Origin of the sequence: Halorussus vallis, assembly GCF_024138165.1 — an archaeon.
Classification (GTDB): Archaea; Halobacteriota; Halobacteria; order Halobacteriales; family Haladaptataceae; genus Halorussus; species Halorussus vallis.
On record NZ_CP100000.1, the window covers coordinates 1478470 to 1496290 of the forward strand.

Genomic DNA, 17821 nt, shown 5'->3' on the forward strand with positions numbered 1-17821 from the left:
CTATCCTCATTATCTGTTTACCCTGCCTATGGTCGAAGGGACAATCAATATTGGAACGCTATTAGGTGCATTTATTAGTGGATTGATTGGGCTAGTCGTAGTGGAATATCGCTATTTCCGAGAGAAGCACCGTTCTGTTCGGGAATGGTATGACCATACAATTCAATATGCTAGACAAGGAAAAGTAGCTCGCTCAGGGGACAAAAAAACTGATTTGTGGAAGAACCATGGTGGGGAAATCTATGGTACTATATACGATAATCTGTCAGAACACCTCTCAGAAGCACCAGAGCATGTTGATACCGATGTTCTGGAGGCAGTGAACGAGTTCTGTATCACTTGCAGATATTTTAAAGAAGAGGCAGGTGATACCGAGATTGATGCGTCTGTAATGAACGTCAAAGCAGACGAACTCATTGATGCCTGTAATGCCTCAAAAGCTGAGGTTGGCTATATTACTCCACGACTGAGAAAGGTCGTTAAGTCATTCACTTAGAGAATAAGTTGGGATGTTCAGAAGTTCATCATAACTTCGCGACCGAAAATACGGTCTTCATCATCTGCTAAACTCCGGAAGAAATCCCACCCGTCATCAAGTGGTTGATTGATGTGTAGTTCGCCATTCGAGGGGAGAACATTTTCACAGATGTACTCTAATAATTGCGCTGCCACACCCTGTCGTCTCATCCCTTCATCAACCCATATCTGTATTAGCACATCATCTTCATTCAGTGTCGCAAATCCACAATAGACTCCGTTTTGACTTGCTAACCATACCCGATGGTTATTGGCATCGTAGCTCCAGAACCCGATTCCATCAACCTTAGTTTGGAGAGAGAATAGCCGTGCCACCTTTTCCAGAGATTCTCCATCTACAGGAGTCGCGTAGAACTGTCGACCGTGGTCATTTTGGAGGAAATCTATTGGCTGATGCATCTGGCCTTGGTGTTCTAACTCTGTGATGTTCTCGCAATCTGAACAGATGTATCCAGGAATGTCCCATTGTGTGGCTATTGCATCATCTCGAATATATCGAACATCATCTCCACACGAGGCACACTTTGCAACATCAACTGAGACGGTAGCCTGACATCGGTCTAAGGGTAGATGAGCATCGCACTCACGGCACGAGCTTCCGATAACTTCCTTGTACCGGCTTCCACAATTCGGACATTCAAAGACGCTTATGTCTTCTCGGCGTTTTTCAGAGTGACCTTTGAATAGTTGTGATTGAAGAGGCATACTGTAACCTGGATAGACATAACATATAGAACCTACTCAAACGAGACTAAACGGAGACAATTAGTTCCCGTACGTTATCTGGACTTGCTCGGATTCGTTTGAGATGTTCACTATCTTCTACTCTCTCAGCGAGAGTAAGTAATTCTCTGCCCCGTAGTTCGAGCCACGTCGTCTCATATCGACTTCGCTCCGCTTCAGTTGCAGGAATCCAATAGCAGTCCCCGATGAAATCCTTGCTCCCATTAGACGCAAATGCGAATGCAGCCGTCTCTTCCGGCAACGACGTCAACGCCTCCTGAGAAGCAATCAAATACTTGGTCCCCAATGCGACGAAGACCAAGTCATAGCCTTCGGCAAAGATTTGCCGGAGGTCTTGAGGGATATTCTTCTCCCGACTGACGGCAGCTACCAACTCCTTGTTGGTCATCTCCTTTACGTCTAGCCCGAATCTCTCCGCTCGTTCTCGAACCTGCTCAATTTCATTGAACGTGCACTCGTAGGAGGGAATCTCTGTACTGGAGGAGAGCACCCCAAATCCGGCGGAGATAATACGCCAATCGACGGTGGCGACCTCCGAAAGCCGCTCTACGGCAGACTGGATGTGTCCATGTTCTCTCCCCGTGTACATTTCAGCCGCCGAAGCCACAGACTCAGGAAACTCCTCAACCAATGTTTCCCTTGACTTCTCGTCGACTCGTCTACAGTCAGCTACTGCGTCGTATCGCTTGCTTCCAGAACAAGGTGAGACGACCAGTACGTCTGGTTCCATAGTTCCCGATGCCTCCCGATGAATCGTATATCCTACGAGACAGTCTGTACTATCAAGTTAAGTTGTTCATCACCAAAGGAGCCTCTATGGACCTGACACGCAACAAGAAAATCAGAAAAGCATGGCCCGGAGGTGGCTATGCGAGTGTCTACAGGTACAATCTAAGCGACGAGAAAGGCGATCAAATTCTCACCAGACTCCGGAACTCGGTTGACTCCGACTCGAATGACTACGACCAGCATCCTCAATCAGTTAGCCGAGAGTACTGGGTGAAGTACTACCTCGAGGAATTCGGTGATGAAATTGGCATCAGCATTCACGCCAACCTCGACAAGAAAGTATCCGGAAACCGTGGAGACTACGAAATAGTCCACGACGGCGAGCAGAAAATACTCGAGGTTGAGAAAGACGTTAGCGATTTTCTCAAGCACGGCCACTCAACGTCCGGAAAATCTGGATGGAGCGACCCAGCGAGTATCGACCTCGTGTTTGCAGCCACCGATAGGAACGACCGCAAGTCCGAAATCGATGTTCCTGTCATTGTCTCCGCCGAGCAGGACTACGATGATACCGACGCTCCCGCATTCTCCCAATGGTACGACCGAGTGAATGATATCAAATCAGCCAAAGAAGCCCTCTATTATCATCTCCTCAACGCGGTCTATAGCCACTATTGTAAAGGCGTACCGAGTCTTCCAGATTTCAATCGTCTCGCCGGGGACCTCGATGATTATAGTCTAAAGATGAACAAACGATATCTCACTGCGATTCACTCGGTGATGGGGGATCACGCAAAATTACACACCGATTCAGTGCTATTCGATTCAGACACCGAATCAATCCGGAGTGACGATTCGTTCTCTGATGTAAAAGGGAGAGTTATAGACTCAGTTGAGGAGTCGTACTCCGAAGGGGAGAGTTTGGATTGTCCAAAATGCAATCAGCTTATGGTAGCTCTCGGTCAGAATCGGTTCACGTACGAACCAGATATGCAGGAAATGACCGAGGGACAGTTTGCTGAGCAAGTTGCAGCCCAACAAGGAGGGTTCTTTGAAGAAGGCATACACGGAGAGACGCTTACCGTCTCGTACTGCTTCGACTGCCTCGTCGTTGGTGCGAAGGCTCCCCGAGATTCAGAAGCAATGTACATCGACAACACAGAACCATTTCAATTGCCGGACGAAGAGAACTGAACAGATATGACGGGAGAAGGGGATATCGAGCGTCTGTATAGACTTCTCGAAGAGCTAGAGGCAACAGTCGGAGGCAAACAGAAGCTCAAGGATTGCACTGGCTATATGGACTGGCCTGACCGGGGCGTCTACATCTTCTTCGCTCCGGACGAATACCGAGAGTCTGGCGATCAACTTCGGGTGACTCGTATTGAGACTCATGCGGTCTCCGAAGGAAGCAGTACTTCACTCTGGGACCGACTTCGGACGCATCGAGGGGCGATGCGCGGAACCTACGAAGGAGGGGGAAATCATCGCGGCTCCGTATTCAGAAAACGAGTTGGAGAGGCCTTAGTAGAGCGTGATTCCCTGCACGATGAGTATCCTCATTGGGGCGAGGGTTCAAGCGCGAAAAGGGAACGCCGACTTAGTGAACTTGAGATGGAGCAGCGAGTGAGCGACTATCTTCGGGACCTGCCGTTTCTCTGGCTGAATGTCGACGATGAACCGAGTGCCGATAGCCAGCGGGCCTACATCGAGCGAAATATAATTGCACTACTTAGCAATTATCAGCGAGACGCCGTCGACCCTCGCTCGGATGATTGGCTTGGAAACCACAGTCGAAGCAAGAAAATCCGAGAGTCTGGACTGTGGAACGTGGATCATGTTGACAAGAACTATGACTCCACTTTTCTCACTCAGCTTGAGGAATACATAGAGAGGACACAGCCACTATAGGCCAGTTTGAGACTGTGAAAGTCTATTCTCTTACTCCTATTCGATTTCCCTCCTCCAAAATTTTGCTTAAGCATCTACCTTGCTTGCGACCTACTTCAGGGAAGGATTTTTGAAAGCCTATCGCTTTGGTTGATGAATATGTACAGTTACATTAGGAGATATGATGCGAACCCGACAAGCACGTTTTTAGAAGACAGAGGCGCGATCCCCGACCCAGATTTTTGGTCGAATCAACATGAAGGCAAGACTGTACCCGTTTGGGCCGTATGTGGTCCACGTCCCAGAGACACATTAGAAAAAGGCGACCGAGTCTTCTTTACACCGATGAAGTCGAATATGAACGGTGAATACGAATATATCTGTACAGGCGCCTTAGTTGTTGAAGAAAAGCTGAGTTTGGAAGACGCGCTTGCTAGTCCTCGATTAAATGATGACTTCAAAAGCAAATATATGCGCGACCTCCTCCATTCTTCACACCTCATTCGAGATATCAAGAAGGACAATTCTGAGATCGCCAAGAAACGAATCAAGAACATCATTATCGGAAATCCGGAGGAGTCCGTGTGGTTTGGAGATAATGACCTTACGTTAGAGACGGTCCTCAAACAGCAGGGGAAGGAGGACATTGCGGATTCAGTAGCGAACGCAACCAGACAACCAAAGCGGTTCCGCCAAAAGGACTCTGATCTCCTCTATGATGCTCTTGTTTCAGAACTGGACGAGAGGAATGGACGGCCAGGAGCGTCGACAGATACCGATGGATGTCGCGCTTGTAGGGGAGGATAGCAGTTCTGCATCCGGTAATGATAATATATTGACAACCATCCAACTATATGGTGGTTCTCCATGACTGATAAACCCTTAGCACCCCGTCGACCAATGGACGACAACAAGGGATTAGGCGAGGGAATGACTAGTGTCGACATCTACTGCCACCGCCAACACAAAGGCCAATGGCAGGAGGAAGCCGACGAACAGGGACTAAGCCTGAGTCGCTATCTGATCGAGCTCATTCAGGAAGCTCGTTGGCAGCGCCACAACGATAGCTGAGACGAAGCAATTCGGAAATCCGTTTTCCTCCGAAATCTCGGACATAGACGATGCTACTACCGGTAATCTCTTTAACCTAACAATCCAATTATCATTTGGCGATTCTAGTATGACAGAGACGTCTATGGACAGCCCTAGCGACGAACGGGATTACCAAACACTGCACGAAAATACGACCCGAGCCGAACTCTTCCCCGCTAAGCAGCACAAAGAGGAATGGTCGGAGGAAGCCAAGCACGAGGGATCCAGTCTCAGCGGCTACCTCTACGATCTGATTCAAGAAGCCCGGATGTATCGAGATAGCGGTGCGCCATTCATTCAAACACAGGACCAGACGGTCAAGCAGCTCCAAAATAAAATCGACGATCTCCAAGCCCAACTCGAAGACGCCCAACAGGGTAGCAGCGGTCGAGCCCACCTCAGTATCGATGACCTCGTAACTCGGGTTCTGAACGAGCAGTATCAATCGCTGGACGAGCTCACGGAGCGAATCTCCGCTAGTGAGGACGTCGCTCAACACCTCCAAAGCCAAATCGAGCAGCGACTCTATGGGCTAGCCGAAAACGGGCAGGTCGAGTATCAGCGTGGACACGGCTGGCGGCTCAAGGAAGAGAACTAAGATGACAGCCGAACCCAACGCCTCGAAGATCTACGACAACAAGCATGACGAGGTCAACTACTTCATCACTCGCAAGGAGGCGACCGGCAGGAGCACGAGAACGCTCAACTCGTATAGTCGAGTCCTACGTGAGTTCTTCCACGATCAGTTCCCTGATCTCGAACCAGGAGAGGTAGAGATTCGGCATATCGAGGACTACGTGATGGCCCTCACTGAACGCGGCGTCTCCCAGAACTCGAAGAAGAAGTACCTGGAAGTTCTCTCCAGCTTCTACAGTTATACGATGAAACGACCGCAGTTCGAGAACATCACGAGCAATCCCGCTGCGGTCGTGATGGAGGAGATTCCTCGTATTCGACCGGACCGCCCCGACTGCGCTACGTGGGACAATGCCTGCAAAATCATCCACAGCATTCCGGACCCGCGAGACAAAACCGTCGCGATCATCCTCGCCAAGACTGGTGCTCGACTCTTAGAAGTCCTCTCCATCGAAAACGATGACGTTGACCTTGAGAAGGGATTTATTCGACTCCGAGAACGAAAGGGCGGCAAACAGACCGTCGTCCCCATAGACGACGAGACAATCTACGCGATCAAACGCTACCAGTTCGTCAACGTTGATTCTGATTCGCCGTACCTCTTCACAAGCAACCGAGGTGATCGCCTCTCCAAAGAACGGATTCGACGAGAGGTGAAGGAGGCTGCGGATAGGGCTGGCGTCGCGCCTAAGGAAGAACGGCGGTTTGAGAAGAAATTCACTCCTCACACGTTCAGAACTGTCTTCACGACTCTAATGCGGAAGCAAGGGATGAAGCCGTATATTCTGAAATACATTCGTGGCGACGCCAAGACCGAAACGATGGACATCTACACGCGGGTCGATCGTGAGGAGGCGAAGGAAGAATACCAGAACCACATCAAACGCCTCAATCTATGATTCTTGGCTCGTCACCCGTCGTCCTTCAAGTAATCCAGGGTCCGTGGGATATCGTCGCCTGGTTCGTGGGAATTGGTGTTATGGCCTTTTTGGGCTTGCTCACCCTCACGGTCATCGTCTTTGTGACCAAAATGGTGTTTGACTTCCTCGAATGGTGGTTTAGTCTATTTCCATGACGGACACCACTAATTGAACTCTGCCCGAGCATTGCCCTGCAATAGGTAAACGACATTCCGTAGTGAATCATGGTTGAAGTGATCATCTACGTAAATCGTGAGTCCGAGTTAGAAGAGGTGGCCAGAGTAACCATCGAGGGAGACGTACTCGGTGAGAGCCCAACGTCGACTGGTCTGCGAGAACGATTTGTGAACGACCCGCGCCTGGACTGCTTCACGGATGGTCGGGACCTCCTCCGATACATCAGCGCTTCCTATACGACCGGTTATCACATTGCTGTGTACGACAGCGAGGAGTCGAAGCGTATCGTCGAAGAATTGAGCGACGAAACTTACGAATCCTGGCGGGAGTCAACCGAACTCGAAACCCAACTCTAAACGCTCTAAATGCGTTAGAGAATACACGCTATAGGATGCTCACCGATTCTTTTGATTGCTCTGGGGAAGATCATTCACCCTGCTTTCAAACCGAGTGCTGTGTTTCACTCACGCACATGGAAACGCTGTTGTAGATTGCAGATGACGATGAATTGCCTAGTTCAGCATGACTTATTCTATCAGGTGCTGGATTTCTCGTCGTTTTTCCTGTGGGAGGTGCTCTTTACACTGTTCGAATACAGATTGAAGCATTCCTTGTTGAGTTGGTGCAGAGACATGTGTTTTGACAGCTTCCCCACCAGCGTAGAGAATGGCCCGTGTTAACCGTTCGAGCACCGTCCTGCGTAGATGGGACTCGTTCATGTACCTAATTGAGCTGAATCGTCGGAGGCGTGGCGTCGCCTGAAAACGGTCTCTAATCCCCTCTATACTTTCCCCAATCATTTCGACTAATTCATTGATACGGTCTGCGTCGAGGTGTTCGGGGTCTGGATATTTGGCCGGGAAACAACATCCGATAAGCTCCTCGAAGGCCCAGCCATGTTGGTTAAAGTAGGTTTCTTGATCGCCTGCAAGGTGATCCTCGACGATGATTGAGGCAAGAAGGAGATGCGGTGATACGTGAGTCTGCAGGCCTTGATAGACATCGTTTGCGATGTTAGCATCCTGACGCGCCGTGAGGCGGGCAGTCGCGCAAATGTATTCAAGTATACTTTCAAGCTGGCCTCGTTCTTGAGTTGAATAGGTCTCTTTCATCGAATTCCGACAAAGCTGCGTCGGCACTTCTGTTTCGGCAAAGAGTTCGTCGATCGCGAGCAGATTGAGCGTCGTCGCATTGATCGCCTGAAGACGATCCCCGATCGCTTCGAATGGGAGATAGGATTGACTCATCATCCGACCATAGTCGTTGAGATCTTCCTGCCACCCTTCGTAGAACGATTCAACGAGATCGTCCGGATCACGGCTCGTCGTTTGCTTCCACGATCGCACGTGAAGCCCACCCTTCGGCCCTTCTTGCTTAGTACTGCCCTGATTCGACGTCGACGATTCATCGCCGACCGTTCGCATTGCTTCGAGTAGTCCGTTCAGCGACTCCACGACCAGCGCCTTTTGCTCCGCATCACTATCGTAGAGTTTGTGAAGCGCAAAGGGAACGACCTTCTTTCCCGCGTCACTGGCGGCCGCATCTGCGGCTTGATCAGTCGAGGGGCGGTGTGTTTGGACCCAACGCTGTGAGGATTCAATCGCGTCACAAATTAGCCGCGCTCGAGCAGGCTGTCTGAACACCTTATCCTCGGCATTGGAATGGAACTCTTTCGAGACCGAGAATTCATCATAGTCTCCATCCTCATCAGCTTCCCAGGACAGATCAGTCCCTTGCAATACGAACGTTTGTGACCTCTGTTCACTGTTCCCGGGGGTCGCATCGAGACGTAACTCATCTTCCAACCTTTTTCGGAGCTCACTGCTTGCGACACCACTAATCTGGAGCGTTCCTCCATCATAGGACACATGCCTCGTGTACGTGACGCTATGCAGGACAAGCGATTCCGATGGCTCTTCACCACTACTTTGGTCATTCGGCTTTGAATCAACGTCAATTCCTGGAACGAACGATTCGGCCTCGAATGGCTCAGCTCCCTCAAAGGGCTTCCCTTCGAAGAGATATGTAAAGTGATCTGGATCAGGAACGCGACGGAGAACAACTGCCTCGACGTTCCCGTCATCAGTAATTGCGGTTTGGCGTAGTGCTGCAAGCGAGGCGTTCGCACTCCCGCTCAGACAATACGAAGCCGCGTCAGTCTCAATGACGAGTACTTTCCCATGGACATATCTACTAGCGGTAAATAGACTGGCACTCGCGGTCGGGACGTGAAGCCACTCCCTTAGGTCAGCGACTGGAAGCTGTGTGCGCTCGTCCTGAACCCAGAGGTGAACGTCGATCCCCTCTTCGGTGAATGTCTGTGGAATCCGGAGTGATGAGCCATAGAATGGTGCTGCGATTTGCACTCGGTTAATCGATTCATTATGATTGCTGATCCGATCACGGAGCTGCTCCAGAATGGGCCGTCGGAGGTTATGCAGGAAAGTGAGTTCACGCCATGCGTTCTTCCCTGTCTCAACGTTCTGTAGCCAGTCGCTTGCCGCGAGCGTTTCTCTCACCCGCTGTTCGGTGATCGGGTCGATCGAGCGCGCAAGTGGTGTGGTGAGGAATTCTTCGAAGAACTCTCTGATATTCTGGAGCACTTCAGCTTGTTCCCGTAGATGTGCGATGTCAGTATCATTGAGATCAGTTACGACACCATCCTCGGTGACATCGGTTGCCTCGACGGCGACCTTTGTCACGACCTCCTGGTTGCTTGTAAAGCCTAGTTGTGTGAGATTGGCACTGGAGATATACGCATAGACACGGTTCGATCCCGCGAAGTAGTGGATTTTCGGATGGAACGCTCGTCGTGGGCCAACATCGACTGGAGCAAGGGCGTATCGTTGCCCCACGTGTTGAGGCTGTGACTCTGGATCGGCTGTAGTGAGCGTCTGCTCGTAATGAGCGGCGTCCACGAGAACGGCGACGTTCGCCCCTACGTTCTTGTCACGAAGCGCCGGAAGGACCGATCGCTCGAAGAAACCAGCAGCGAATGGGAACGTCGTCATGATCGCCCCAGTGACGTTACGGTCGTCGGTATCGAGATCACGAAGCAGATTCATCGGTCTTCACCAAGATTGACGTCGAATGCCCGAATGAGTTTCCGACCACGTGGAGTCAGTTGAATCCCGCTCAGGTCGGCCCCCTCGGTCAGGCCGAGTTCATAGAAGATATCGCCGAGTCGCTCGAATTTGAGCGTCGGGGCGTTGGGTCGGCCGTTGTTGTACTGTTGCTCGAATGAGAGCGAACGGTCGACATCCATCGAGAGCAGCTGCGGGGATTTCCCATTACTCTCGCCCATCTTCTCGTACAGACGCTCAAAATAATGCTCGACCAGCCACCGTTCAGTGAGTTCGGCGACAGTAGTTCCGAACGCCGTCCCGTCAATGGATCCGACCTTCTGCGTAGCCCGCGGGATCAATTGTAGACTGACATCGTCATCGAGCAGTCGCCAGATCGTCAATGGCCCTGGATGAGTATTCGCCGTCCTGAACCACTCGACAAACGGTGCTAACTCGTCTTTGGCGAAGTACTGCACATACCGTGTAGAGAGACGAGCAAGTTGGAGGGCGCCGTAGGCCATCACACGTCGACTCTTCGATAGCGACGGAGATTCCCTGAGCGTCTGGTTGAGCACCTGCCGGTAGGCTCGCTCGCTCTGATTCGTGAGCTGGAAGGGATCACCATCTAGTTCGTTCGCTTGCAGCCGATCAGCAACATCACGCCATGTCCCCGTGAACGAGCCCACATCGTTGTCAATCTCGACCGTGATGTTACCACTGTAAGCCATCCCAAAGTAGATCGTGTCTCGGATCTGTGTAAGACGTGAGCGCTCTTTCTCGCCCTCAGTTACTGTGAGTCCGGAGAGTCCTCGTTCGATTGTATCGTCAAATTCCTCATGCCCGATGAGCATCTCAAGGAGCGGTTCCGGCTGAATCGGTTCTTCTTCCCGGACGGCCTCAAGGAGCCCAATAAACATCGCTTGAAAGGCATGAGACGTGTGTTCCGCATGGACCAGAAGGCGCCATATCTCACGAATATCCGCTAACTCGCCAAACATCGGCTGTGTTGTCGGCCTCGTCGTTACCCACTCCCCGAGCGCCAGCAACATGACGAGTGAGCACCGGACGTAGAAATCTCGTCCCGTTTCGAAGAACCGTCCGAGATCCTCGCTGAAATCAGCATCCTCGACAAATTCAGTTCCGACCAGCGTTGCCTCGATGGTCGTCTCAAGGCTCCGCTCTTCACGCACGTCGCTGGTCAGAAACGGACGCAGATCAAGTAGGTCCGGCTGCGGATCAAGATCGAACTGGAGTTCATCGTAGTGTCCTGTCCGTGTCACGAGATAAAAATACGAACGGGTGAGCAGCTCCTGTTCACGGTTGGAGAGCTGGCAGAGACACCCTCCGGAGGCAAACCGATGGATAAGCTCCATCTCGACCTCGTCATTTTCAACCGCCGCACGAACCTCGTCAAACTCGACGTCAATTGCATCGTCGAACGCCTCCGCGAGTTGTTCCCCAAGCGGAGTCACCGTCCATTCGTTTTCAAAGAGGTGGAGCCGATAGAGAATTCCCTTGTAGTACTGATCGAAGCGCGCCCTGTCAGCGCCGGCAATGGTCAGGTCCGCAGGCTCGATACTAATTCGGTCGACGGTCGAGTCATTGAGGGTCGTCTGAAGCTCGTCGGACACACCCATGATACCGTTTGTTTCGATTACTGAGGCAGGATGGTCATGGAGGATGCTCCCGAGTAAGAACACCTTCTCATATTGGGCGCGCTCAGATGGTGTGTGTTGGTCGAGGTGAGTGGTCACCCAGGCCCAAAATGAGAGATACCGGAGTCGCTGTGTGATCGCAAGACTCAGCACGGGGCGAAGAAGCCGATCCTGGAGATCACCCTCCGTAGACTCGGCTTCCAATGGATCGATAATCCGCATCCTATCTGGTTTCGCAGTCCAGGCTGGATCCAACGGTGAGCGTGACACGATAGTCCACTAATGTTGTCAATCCTGTATCAAAGTATCCCCCTCTCGGTGAGAGGATTCTCGCCTCGCAGTGGCTGTGAGATGTTTAAACCAGAATTCTACGGCGGTAACTTCGGTCGAATGCTCGGATGGCGTATAAGGCCATCATCGTTGGATCCAGAGACCGCGTCAGTATGCACGCTGAAGGATGCTCACCGATTCTTTCGAATCTATGACCGATACCCCTTACTCTCTCGTCGAACCGCTCTCTGCGTTAATTCACGCACACCAGAAGCGTCTGAGCAACATCCACGACGCATTCTTTCCCGTCAACATCTGAAGTTCGTAGTTTGCAATGATTCCTCAATACTTGTCAGAGACTGCGTGCTGAGAAACAGGCACCGATTTGGTCGGGGCATGATCAATATCATCTGGGAGACATTCACTGTTTGTGCTGCACCGGCTCACGCACCTCAGAAGCGTCTGAGCACCAGTCGCGGTCGAATCTCCGTCGGCAGGAACCTCAAGATGAAGGACGGTGAAAACACGTTCATGACCGTACTTTTCCTTGGCTTGAACGATGATGGGGATGGCTGGGAGAAGCTTGGGTATGTCGAAGACGGTGAGATCCGTGAAGACCCAACGGGCGACCTTGAGCAGCTCCTTGAGGGATTTCCTGATCTCAAAGATGAACACCGACTCACACGCCAGTTCAATAATCACTATGTCAATGCCGTCATCGTCAAGGAAGGCTCCGACGAGAATCCGCCAGCAGACCAATGACAGTCGTCTTCTATCTGGTTCAGGATATGGAGCGACACAAGTTAGGAGAAGTACGAGATGGAGAGGTGATCGAGGAGTCAAGAGAAGGGTTTTCGGATTGGGTGAAGCTCGAGAAGCGGGTTCCGACTGCACCGGACTTTGATAATGTCGACGAACTTCTTAGAGCATATGAGGGACCGACATTCGTTGCAACCTATAGCGACCAGTTCCCAATAGATAGCTAACTTCTGTCTCCTCAAACCGTGTGACAAAACATTATAAAGTTTTTAACAGTGGGTAGACGTCCGTCAGCGATTTCGGGCTATCTGTACGAGGAATCGTATGTCGTTAGCATATGGTCCCTGTGCGGAGTCCGACCTCTTGCAAAATTTCGCACATTGTTAGTCGGGTCTTCTGTTAGAGATGTATAGAGATTTCCGGATTTCACCTATTCAAGTGTAAAACCCTCTAAGGAGGTCTGCTACGGACGAAAACGAGATTCGGTGGACCGAACATTTACATACACGCATCTCTTCGGCGGAATATGCCGAACAAATACGGCTATACTACGATAAACGTCTATCCAGACGACCGGGATACAGCGAAGCGAGCAAAATACGGTGATGAGTCTTGGAGTGACTTTCTTAGACGGGCTGGAAAAGCTCTCGATTCGGACGCTCCAGAATGATTTCCTCGAAAGAAAAGCAGCGGATCATTGGTTTCCTACGCCCAGAAATCCGCCTTGAATTACATGACGTGTCGATTAATGCTCGAACCATATCCCAACATCATGTCATCGCCAGATAACCTGTCGCCGGCGACAATCAATAACGCACCGCCGCCGCAATCGGTGAAGGACAACATACAGACGGTATCCAAACGCTTAGCTGAAGCTGATTTAGGCGAATTTCGGTTTAATCCGCTCCAGTCTGGGAAAAAGGAGCCGATTTCCCATACCGTTTATAAACCAGGTGCTATCTCTGGGAACTACGGCGTGTATGCTGGAGACGGTTTAGTTCTCATCGATATTGATGACTATAAATCCGATGTTCAACGGCCAGCAGAGCTTGCAGACCTTCCGATAACGTTCACTGCACAGTCACCTCATGGTGGGGAGCATCGGTATTATTCGGTCGAGAACCAGGTCCAGAATAAACAACTTCCATGGGGAGAGATACGAGCTGAGAATCAGTATGTAGTCGGCCCTGGTTCAGAACTTGCGAGTTGTACAAAGGATAACCATGACTGTTCTGCCCCTGGTAATGGCCACTATCAGATTTTACGCGATCAACCCATTGCGACTGTCGACCGGGATGAACTTTTCCAGCTTTCTCCGAGTACTGACGATGCAAGTAAGGACCGAGATACAAGACATACGTTGGACGCCACGGAGACCACTGCTCATTCGGAGGCTGTGGAATTCAACGTTGAGCGGCGGTTGGAGAAGATGAAACGCTGTACGTATGGAAATAAAGTCAAGGCACTCTGGAAAGGTCGATATCGAGCTGCTGGCTTCAACGATAGGTCTCGTGCTGAAGCCTCTCTTGTCGCCTATCTTGGTTGGTGGATGCAGGGAAATCGAAAGATCGTGAAGCAGTTGATGGATCGAGCCTGCAAAGAGCATCCACAGGCCGATGTGAACGGATTGCGGAAGTGGCGTGAAGCTGGCGCATTATATCAAAATCTCACCCTGGATTTCGTAAAACACGACTCCTACTATGAGCCACCTCAACGGTCACGTCCATTTGACGAACGGCCGGCTACAAGCCACGTGACTCGTAAAAACTTCTATAACGCACTACTTGACCTCGGAATCGCTCGCATGGTCGAAATAACAGAGCATGAGTCGTTTGACCGAAGTGTGAGTGCAGCAAGGCGAGCCCGGAATTGGTATGAAGAGCAGGGAATCGTGAAGCGGATCAATGACCATCCGTACACGTACTACTATCTCGATGGTCTAGAAAGTCTCATAGATGAAGAAATGAGAAAGCAATTAGGAATCTAGTCTAGTAGTTTTACAGTCTATTAGTTCGTTTGCTATTGGAAGGGGGATTGTGGATAATGGCGACAGTAAAGAGATTCTGTCCATACATTTCAGAGGATTCCAAGAGCGATTTATATTAACGAATACCACTCACCTTTAGTTCAGATATTCGCTAGCAACGCTCCAAACAGCCATCCAAAGTGACTCCATACATATCAGATGATACTGACAGCCGTGAGCCACCGCGTGCATCGATTTCTCCATAGCTAATAGCCCAATGACCCCCGCATTTCCAATAACTGACTCACTGTCCAGAGAGAGCGTGTCCCTATCGCTCTGCTGGTGGTCATCGCACCTCTCTTGCCCTTGTTTGCAAAACTCAAATCTCCCCCGGACAATGGATCTCGTTCAGATTCCGATCTGAACTCGACGGTCGTGTTCTGACCAGCGCCAGCTTCATGGAGAGAATCCATACCTCAATTTAGAAATTTACCCTCTGGTCTTCATGTGGACTTCGGATAATATGTCGATGGGTGACTCCTTCTAATGTTGTCTTTGTAATCACTAGTGGGCCGTGCCGAAGTGCAGTTTGAAGGGTGACTCGCCCACTAATATTTCGGACTACTTCTTTCAAACCCATAGTATACATGTTATCCACATTCGGTCCAATGACGGAATCCGCAGGTAAGCTGCCTTTTATGGAGTGACCTCTCTCATCATCTTCCAAATGAATGCACCATTCTTCCTGTTGCACAGTAACTGGGTATCCTGACTTCCCTATCTGGTCAACAATCGACATCAGTTCCTCAATCTGATCAACTGTCGTCACAATCTCGACGGGAAGCGTTCGCGTACGCTCTTCGTTCAGAAATCGGTTTGACAAGTCGAATCGATCGATAATCATATTCTGAATTCGGTGAGGCGATACATCTAAGCTCTCAACTGCTCTCCCGATCGTCAAGTTACCTCGAATTTGAATCTGGGACGCAACCTCCACCCCCGGTAAGAAACAAAGGTCGATAGGGTTCCGCCAATCTAGCCAAGCTAATTGTTCAATGATGGAGCTATCGATAAGCGCTCGTACTGGTTCGGCGCTATAGAGTTCGAATGAGTCGAAGTAGGAACTGTGATACGTGCAAAAAGACTGGACTGCTGTACCTCCCTCCGCAATCACGTGCATTCTATCGTCTTGGACTTCAAGATAGATCCTTTCGTGGTGGGGGTTTGATCCTTGAGCAAGTGCTGATTCCTCAAATAATCGTTTCAGGTCGATACCTCTCGAATGAATGGCTGCGGAATACGGTTGTGTCATGGGATATCCTGTGAAAATGGGAAATTAAAGCTATTTTATTGATACTTCTCTATTTGTTCCTGAGTTGCCTGACCAAAGTCGTTCTTCCTCTTTGGAATTTCATCCTCAAATAACCAGTAATCAACCAGATCTGCATGAACGCCAAGCTGAACGGCGATCATTTGAGGAGTCCGATTGTGCTCCCAGTACCACTCTTCTAACGTCGATTTATCTGGCTTTCGCTGTACCAACGAGTTCGGCTCAGCAGATGAGGAATCCGAGCAGCTAATTTCCCCATCAGATTCGAGGAAATAAGCGAAGACGAAGGCGTCCCCTTGCTCAGGATTTTTGAATTTCTTCTCATACTCTCCAAGTAGAGAGTCTAATAGCTGCTCCCAATCTTTACTCCCAGGAAGCTTTGTTTGATCGTAAATAATTCGTCGCTGCCGGATGCTTGGATTAGCATCAGCCTTCTCAATAGTGTCCCATTCAACCGCATCTCCGAGTTTCTCGAGTTCTTCAATTCGCTTCAGTACTTTGTAAGCTCCATGGATACTTTGCTTGCCAGCATCGATGCGATCGAGTTCTTTCTTGAGCTTATCGGATTTTTTATGAGCCTTCTCCCAGACTTTCTTCGCCTTCCGATAGGTTTCGCCGGATCCAATATCAGTTTCTTGTGCGACTTTCTCTCGTGTTCTTCCGTATTCGCTTGCGGCAAAATCTTGCCCAATGTCAGTCCGAGCCCCTTGCCGTTCCTTCGCCCGCTTTTTCTCGATTTCCTCCAACTTGAGAGCTTCCCTCATCCGCTCCTTGAATGTCTTGACCCGTTGCTTATTGTAATGAATTACAGCCGCCTTTTCATCAAGCGAGTCCAGATTCTGAACAGTGACGTCAATTTTATCGATTCCAGTCTTGATCGCTGCATCAACCCGACGGTGGCCGCTAATAATGACGTTATTTGCGTTGATCGTAACCGGCTCCATGACGCCGTTTTCCTCGATGCTTCTAACGAAGTCATCGGTAGGGGGTTCAGCGCTATAGATATCGTCATGGATTGGATGAGGATCCAATTGCTCGGGATCTCGCGTCTCAATCGAGGGCTGGGCTTGATTGTTCTTCGTCTGCGTCTTCTCTGTCTCGTTCGCATCAGTAGTTTTGCTCATGGTTATCTCCTAGTTTAGTCCGTTCTGAGTCGGCTGCGAGAGATATCTCTGATTGGATGAATCTCCGCCTCGGGGAGCTGCCAGTCGCTATTCTCCAACGGGCAGCCGTCAGATCGGGGTCGCGTGTTTTGGTTGCGACCTATCAGATAATAGGTCACACACCACCTTAAGTGTAACGTCGTAATAGATATTGTAACGTTTGGAGTGGTAAGATCGGATAACCAGTATCCTTTTAGATACGGCATATGCATTACCGGATATGGCTACAGATCCAGAACGTGATCGGGGAATTTTGAGTACCAAAGACAGGCAGTTCCTCCTAGATGAAGCTGCAATCGAATCAAAGAGTTCCGCAGAGCGCGTTGCACGATCCCGCATTCGCGACCGCATCTTGAACGCACTCCTCGACTTTTCGATTATCGCGGACGAACTCGAAGACCGCGACAAGAAGAGGGTATTCGAGAACTTACCTCGGGACCTAGACCTCCGCCGCAGTATCGTGGCACTCCTCGGGTTCGTGTACCTCGGCGTGAAGGAGTGCGGAGAGGACTTTGGTGACCTCCTTGCCAAGGCTGTCGAGGAGGCGGAGAAAACCCGTGCAAGTGTCGACGATAGAAGAGCCGTCGAGGTTGACGTGACGTTCGATGTCGAGACGAAGCTTGTCCTCGAATCGACAGCAGATAACTTGGAGAAATATTCAGAGAGAGAACTAGCAGAGCTCGTAGTGAATGATGAACTCAGCGGCGATGAACTCTATCAAGAACTACAACGACGAAGAGCCGCGGATGCAGGAGAATAACCAGCACTGAGACGGGTTTGCGATGTGATCCCCGCACTGAAGTGAACCTTCGGCAAAGTTTTGCGCGACGTTACTGACAGCCGTGAACTGAAGCTAAGAAGCGGTTTCCCTGACTCCCTGATGAGTAA

18 protein-coding genes are annotated in these 17821 nt (G+C 50.4%); 13 read left to right on the forward strand and 5 right to left on the reverse strand.

The features are described from left to right. The first annotated feature begins 28 nt into the window (after window positions 1-28). Window positions 29-496 (forward strand): hypothetical protein, encoded by a 468-nt coding sequence (locus tag NGM07_RS07690; protein ID WP_253519096.1) that lies wholly within the window; start codon window positions 29-31, stop codon window positions 494-496. A gap of 17 nt (window positions 497-513) precedes the next feature. Here NGM07_RS07690 and NGM07_RS07695 read toward each other — a convergent pair whose 3' ends face one another. After that, a complete protein-coding gene (locus NGM07_RS07695) occupies window positions 514-1242 on the reverse strand; it encodes a GNAT family N-acetyltransferase (protein ID WP_253519098.1) in 729 nt (242 codons plus the stop codon). A 46-nt stretch (window positions 1243-1288) separates the two neighbouring features. Beyond that, entirely contained in the window at window positions 1289-2011 is a 723-nt protein-coding gene (locus NGM07_RS07700) for a hypothetical protein (protein ID WP_253519101.1), read from the reverse strand. An 86-nt stretch (window positions 2012-2097) separates the two neighbouring features. Between NGM07_RS07700 and NGM07_RS07705 the strand changes: the two genes are divergently transcribed. The 7 genes from NGM07_RS07705 to NGM07_RS07735 all read left to right on the forward strand — a co-directional run bounded on the left by NGM07_RS07705 (window position 2098) and on the right by NGM07_RS07735 (window position 7081). After that, on the forward strand, window positions 2098-3204 hold the full coding sequence (locus NGM07_RS07705; protein WP_253519104.1) for a hypothetical protein: 1107 nt from the start codon (window positions 2098-2100) through the stop codon (window positions 3202-3204). A 6-nt stretch (window positions 3205-3210) separates the two neighbouring features. Next, entirely contained in the window at window positions 3211-3921 is a 711-nt protein-coding gene (locus tag NGM07_RS07710; protein WP_253519107.1) for a GIY-YIG domain-containing protein, read from the forward strand. Between the two features lie 138 nt (window positions 3922-4059). Continuing rightward, on the forward strand, window positions 4060-4707 hold the full coding sequence (locus NGM07_RS07715; protein ID WP_253519110.1) for a hypothetical protein: 648 nt from the start codon (window positions 4060-4062) through the stop codon (window positions 4705-4707). A 93-nt stretch (window positions 4708-4800) separates the two neighbouring features. Continuing rightward, on the forward strand, window positions 4801-4971 hold the full coding sequence (locus NGM07_RS07720; protein WP_253519113.1) for a hypothetical protein: 171 nt from the start codon (window positions 4801-4803) through the stop codon (window positions 4969-4971). Window positions 4972-5095: 124 nt separating this feature from the next. Next, window positions 5096-5590, forward strand: coding sequence for a hypothetical protein (locus tag NGM07_RS07725; RefSeq protein ID WP_253519115.1), 495 nt, complete (start codon window positions 5096-5098; stop codon window positions 5588-5590). Between the two features lies 1 nt (window position 5591). Further along, window positions 5592-6527 (forward strand): site-specific tyrosine recombinase/integron integrase, encoded by a 936-nt coding sequence (gene xerA, locus NGM07_RS07730; RefSeq protein ID WP_253519118.1) that lies wholly within the window; start codon window positions 5592-5594, stop codon window positions 6525-6527. A gap of 245 nt (window positions 6528-6772) precedes the next feature. Next, window positions 6773-7081 (forward strand): hypothetical protein, encoded by a 309-nt coding sequence (locus NGM07_RS07735; RefSeq protein ID WP_253519121.1) that lies wholly within the window; start codon window positions 6773-6775, stop codon window positions 7079-7081. Between the two features lie 171 nt (window positions 7082-7252). Here the strand turns inward: NGM07_RS07735 and NGM07_RS07740 are convergent, their stop codons facing one another. Together NGM07_RS07740 and NGM07_RS07745 are read right to left on the reverse strand one after the other, a co-directional pair. Beyond that, a complete protein-coding gene (locus tag NGM07_RS07740; protein ID WP_253519123.1) occupies window positions 7253-9790 on the reverse strand; it encodes a phospholipase D-like domain-containing protein in 2538 nt (845 codons plus the stop codon). Continuing rightward, on the reverse strand, window positions 9787-11421 hold the full coding sequence (locus tag NGM07_RS07745; RefSeq protein ID WP_253519126.1) for a hypothetical protein: 1635 nt from the start codon (window positions 11419-11421) through the stop codon (window positions 9787-9789). Before NGM07_RS07745 ends, NGM07_RS07740 begins: the two co-directional genes overlap by 4 nt. Window positions 11422-12111: 690 nt before the next feature. On the opposite strand from NGM07_RS07745, the gene NGM07_RS07750 reads away from it, so the two are divergent. The 4 genes from NGM07_RS07750 (at window position 12112) to NGM07_RS07765 (ending at window position 14461) form a co-directional block, all read left to right on the forward strand. Then, window positions 12112-12477 (forward strand): hypothetical protein, encoded by a 366-nt coding sequence (locus tag NGM07_RS07750; protein WP_253519127.1) that lies wholly within the window; start codon window positions 12112-12114, stop codon window positions 12475-12477. Between the two features lie 26 nt (window positions 12478-12503). Beyond that, window positions 12504-12701, forward strand: a complete 198-nt coding sequence (locus tag NGM07_RS07755; protein WP_253519129.1) for a hypothetical protein — start codon at window positions 12504-12506, stop codon at window positions 12699-12701. Window positions 12702-13000: 299 nt separating this feature from the next. Then, window positions 13001-13144 (forward strand): hypothetical protein, encoded by a 144-nt coding sequence (locus tag NGM07_RS07760; protein ID WP_253519131.1) that lies wholly within the window; start codon window positions 13001-13003, stop codon window positions 13142-13144. A 102-nt stretch (window positions 13145-13246) separates the two neighbouring features. Continuing rightward, window positions 13247-14461: a bifunctional DNA primase/polymerase gene (locus NGM07_RS07765; protein ID WP_253519133.1), complete on the forward strand. Its 1215-nt coding sequence runs from the start codon at window positions 13247-13249 to the stop codon at window positions 14459-14461. Window positions 14462-15787: 1326 nt separating this feature from the next. Here NGM07_RS07765 and NGM07_RS07770 read toward each other — a convergent pair. Next, window positions 15788-16894, reverse strand: a complete 1107-nt coding sequence (locus NGM07_RS07770; protein ID WP_253519135.1) for a ParB/RepB/Spo0J family partition protein — start codon at window positions 16892-16894, stop codon at window positions 15788-15790. A gap of 259 nt (window positions 16895-17153) precedes the next feature. Here NGM07_RS07770 and NGM07_RS07775 point away from each other — a divergent pair, with 259 nt between their 5' ends. Continuing rightward, on the forward strand, window positions 17154-17693 hold the full coding sequence (locus tag NGM07_RS07775; RefSeq protein WP_253519137.1) for a DUF8102 family protein: 540 nt from the start codon (window positions 17154-17156) through the stop codon (window positions 17691-17693). Window positions 17694-17821 lie beyond the last annotated feature (128 nt).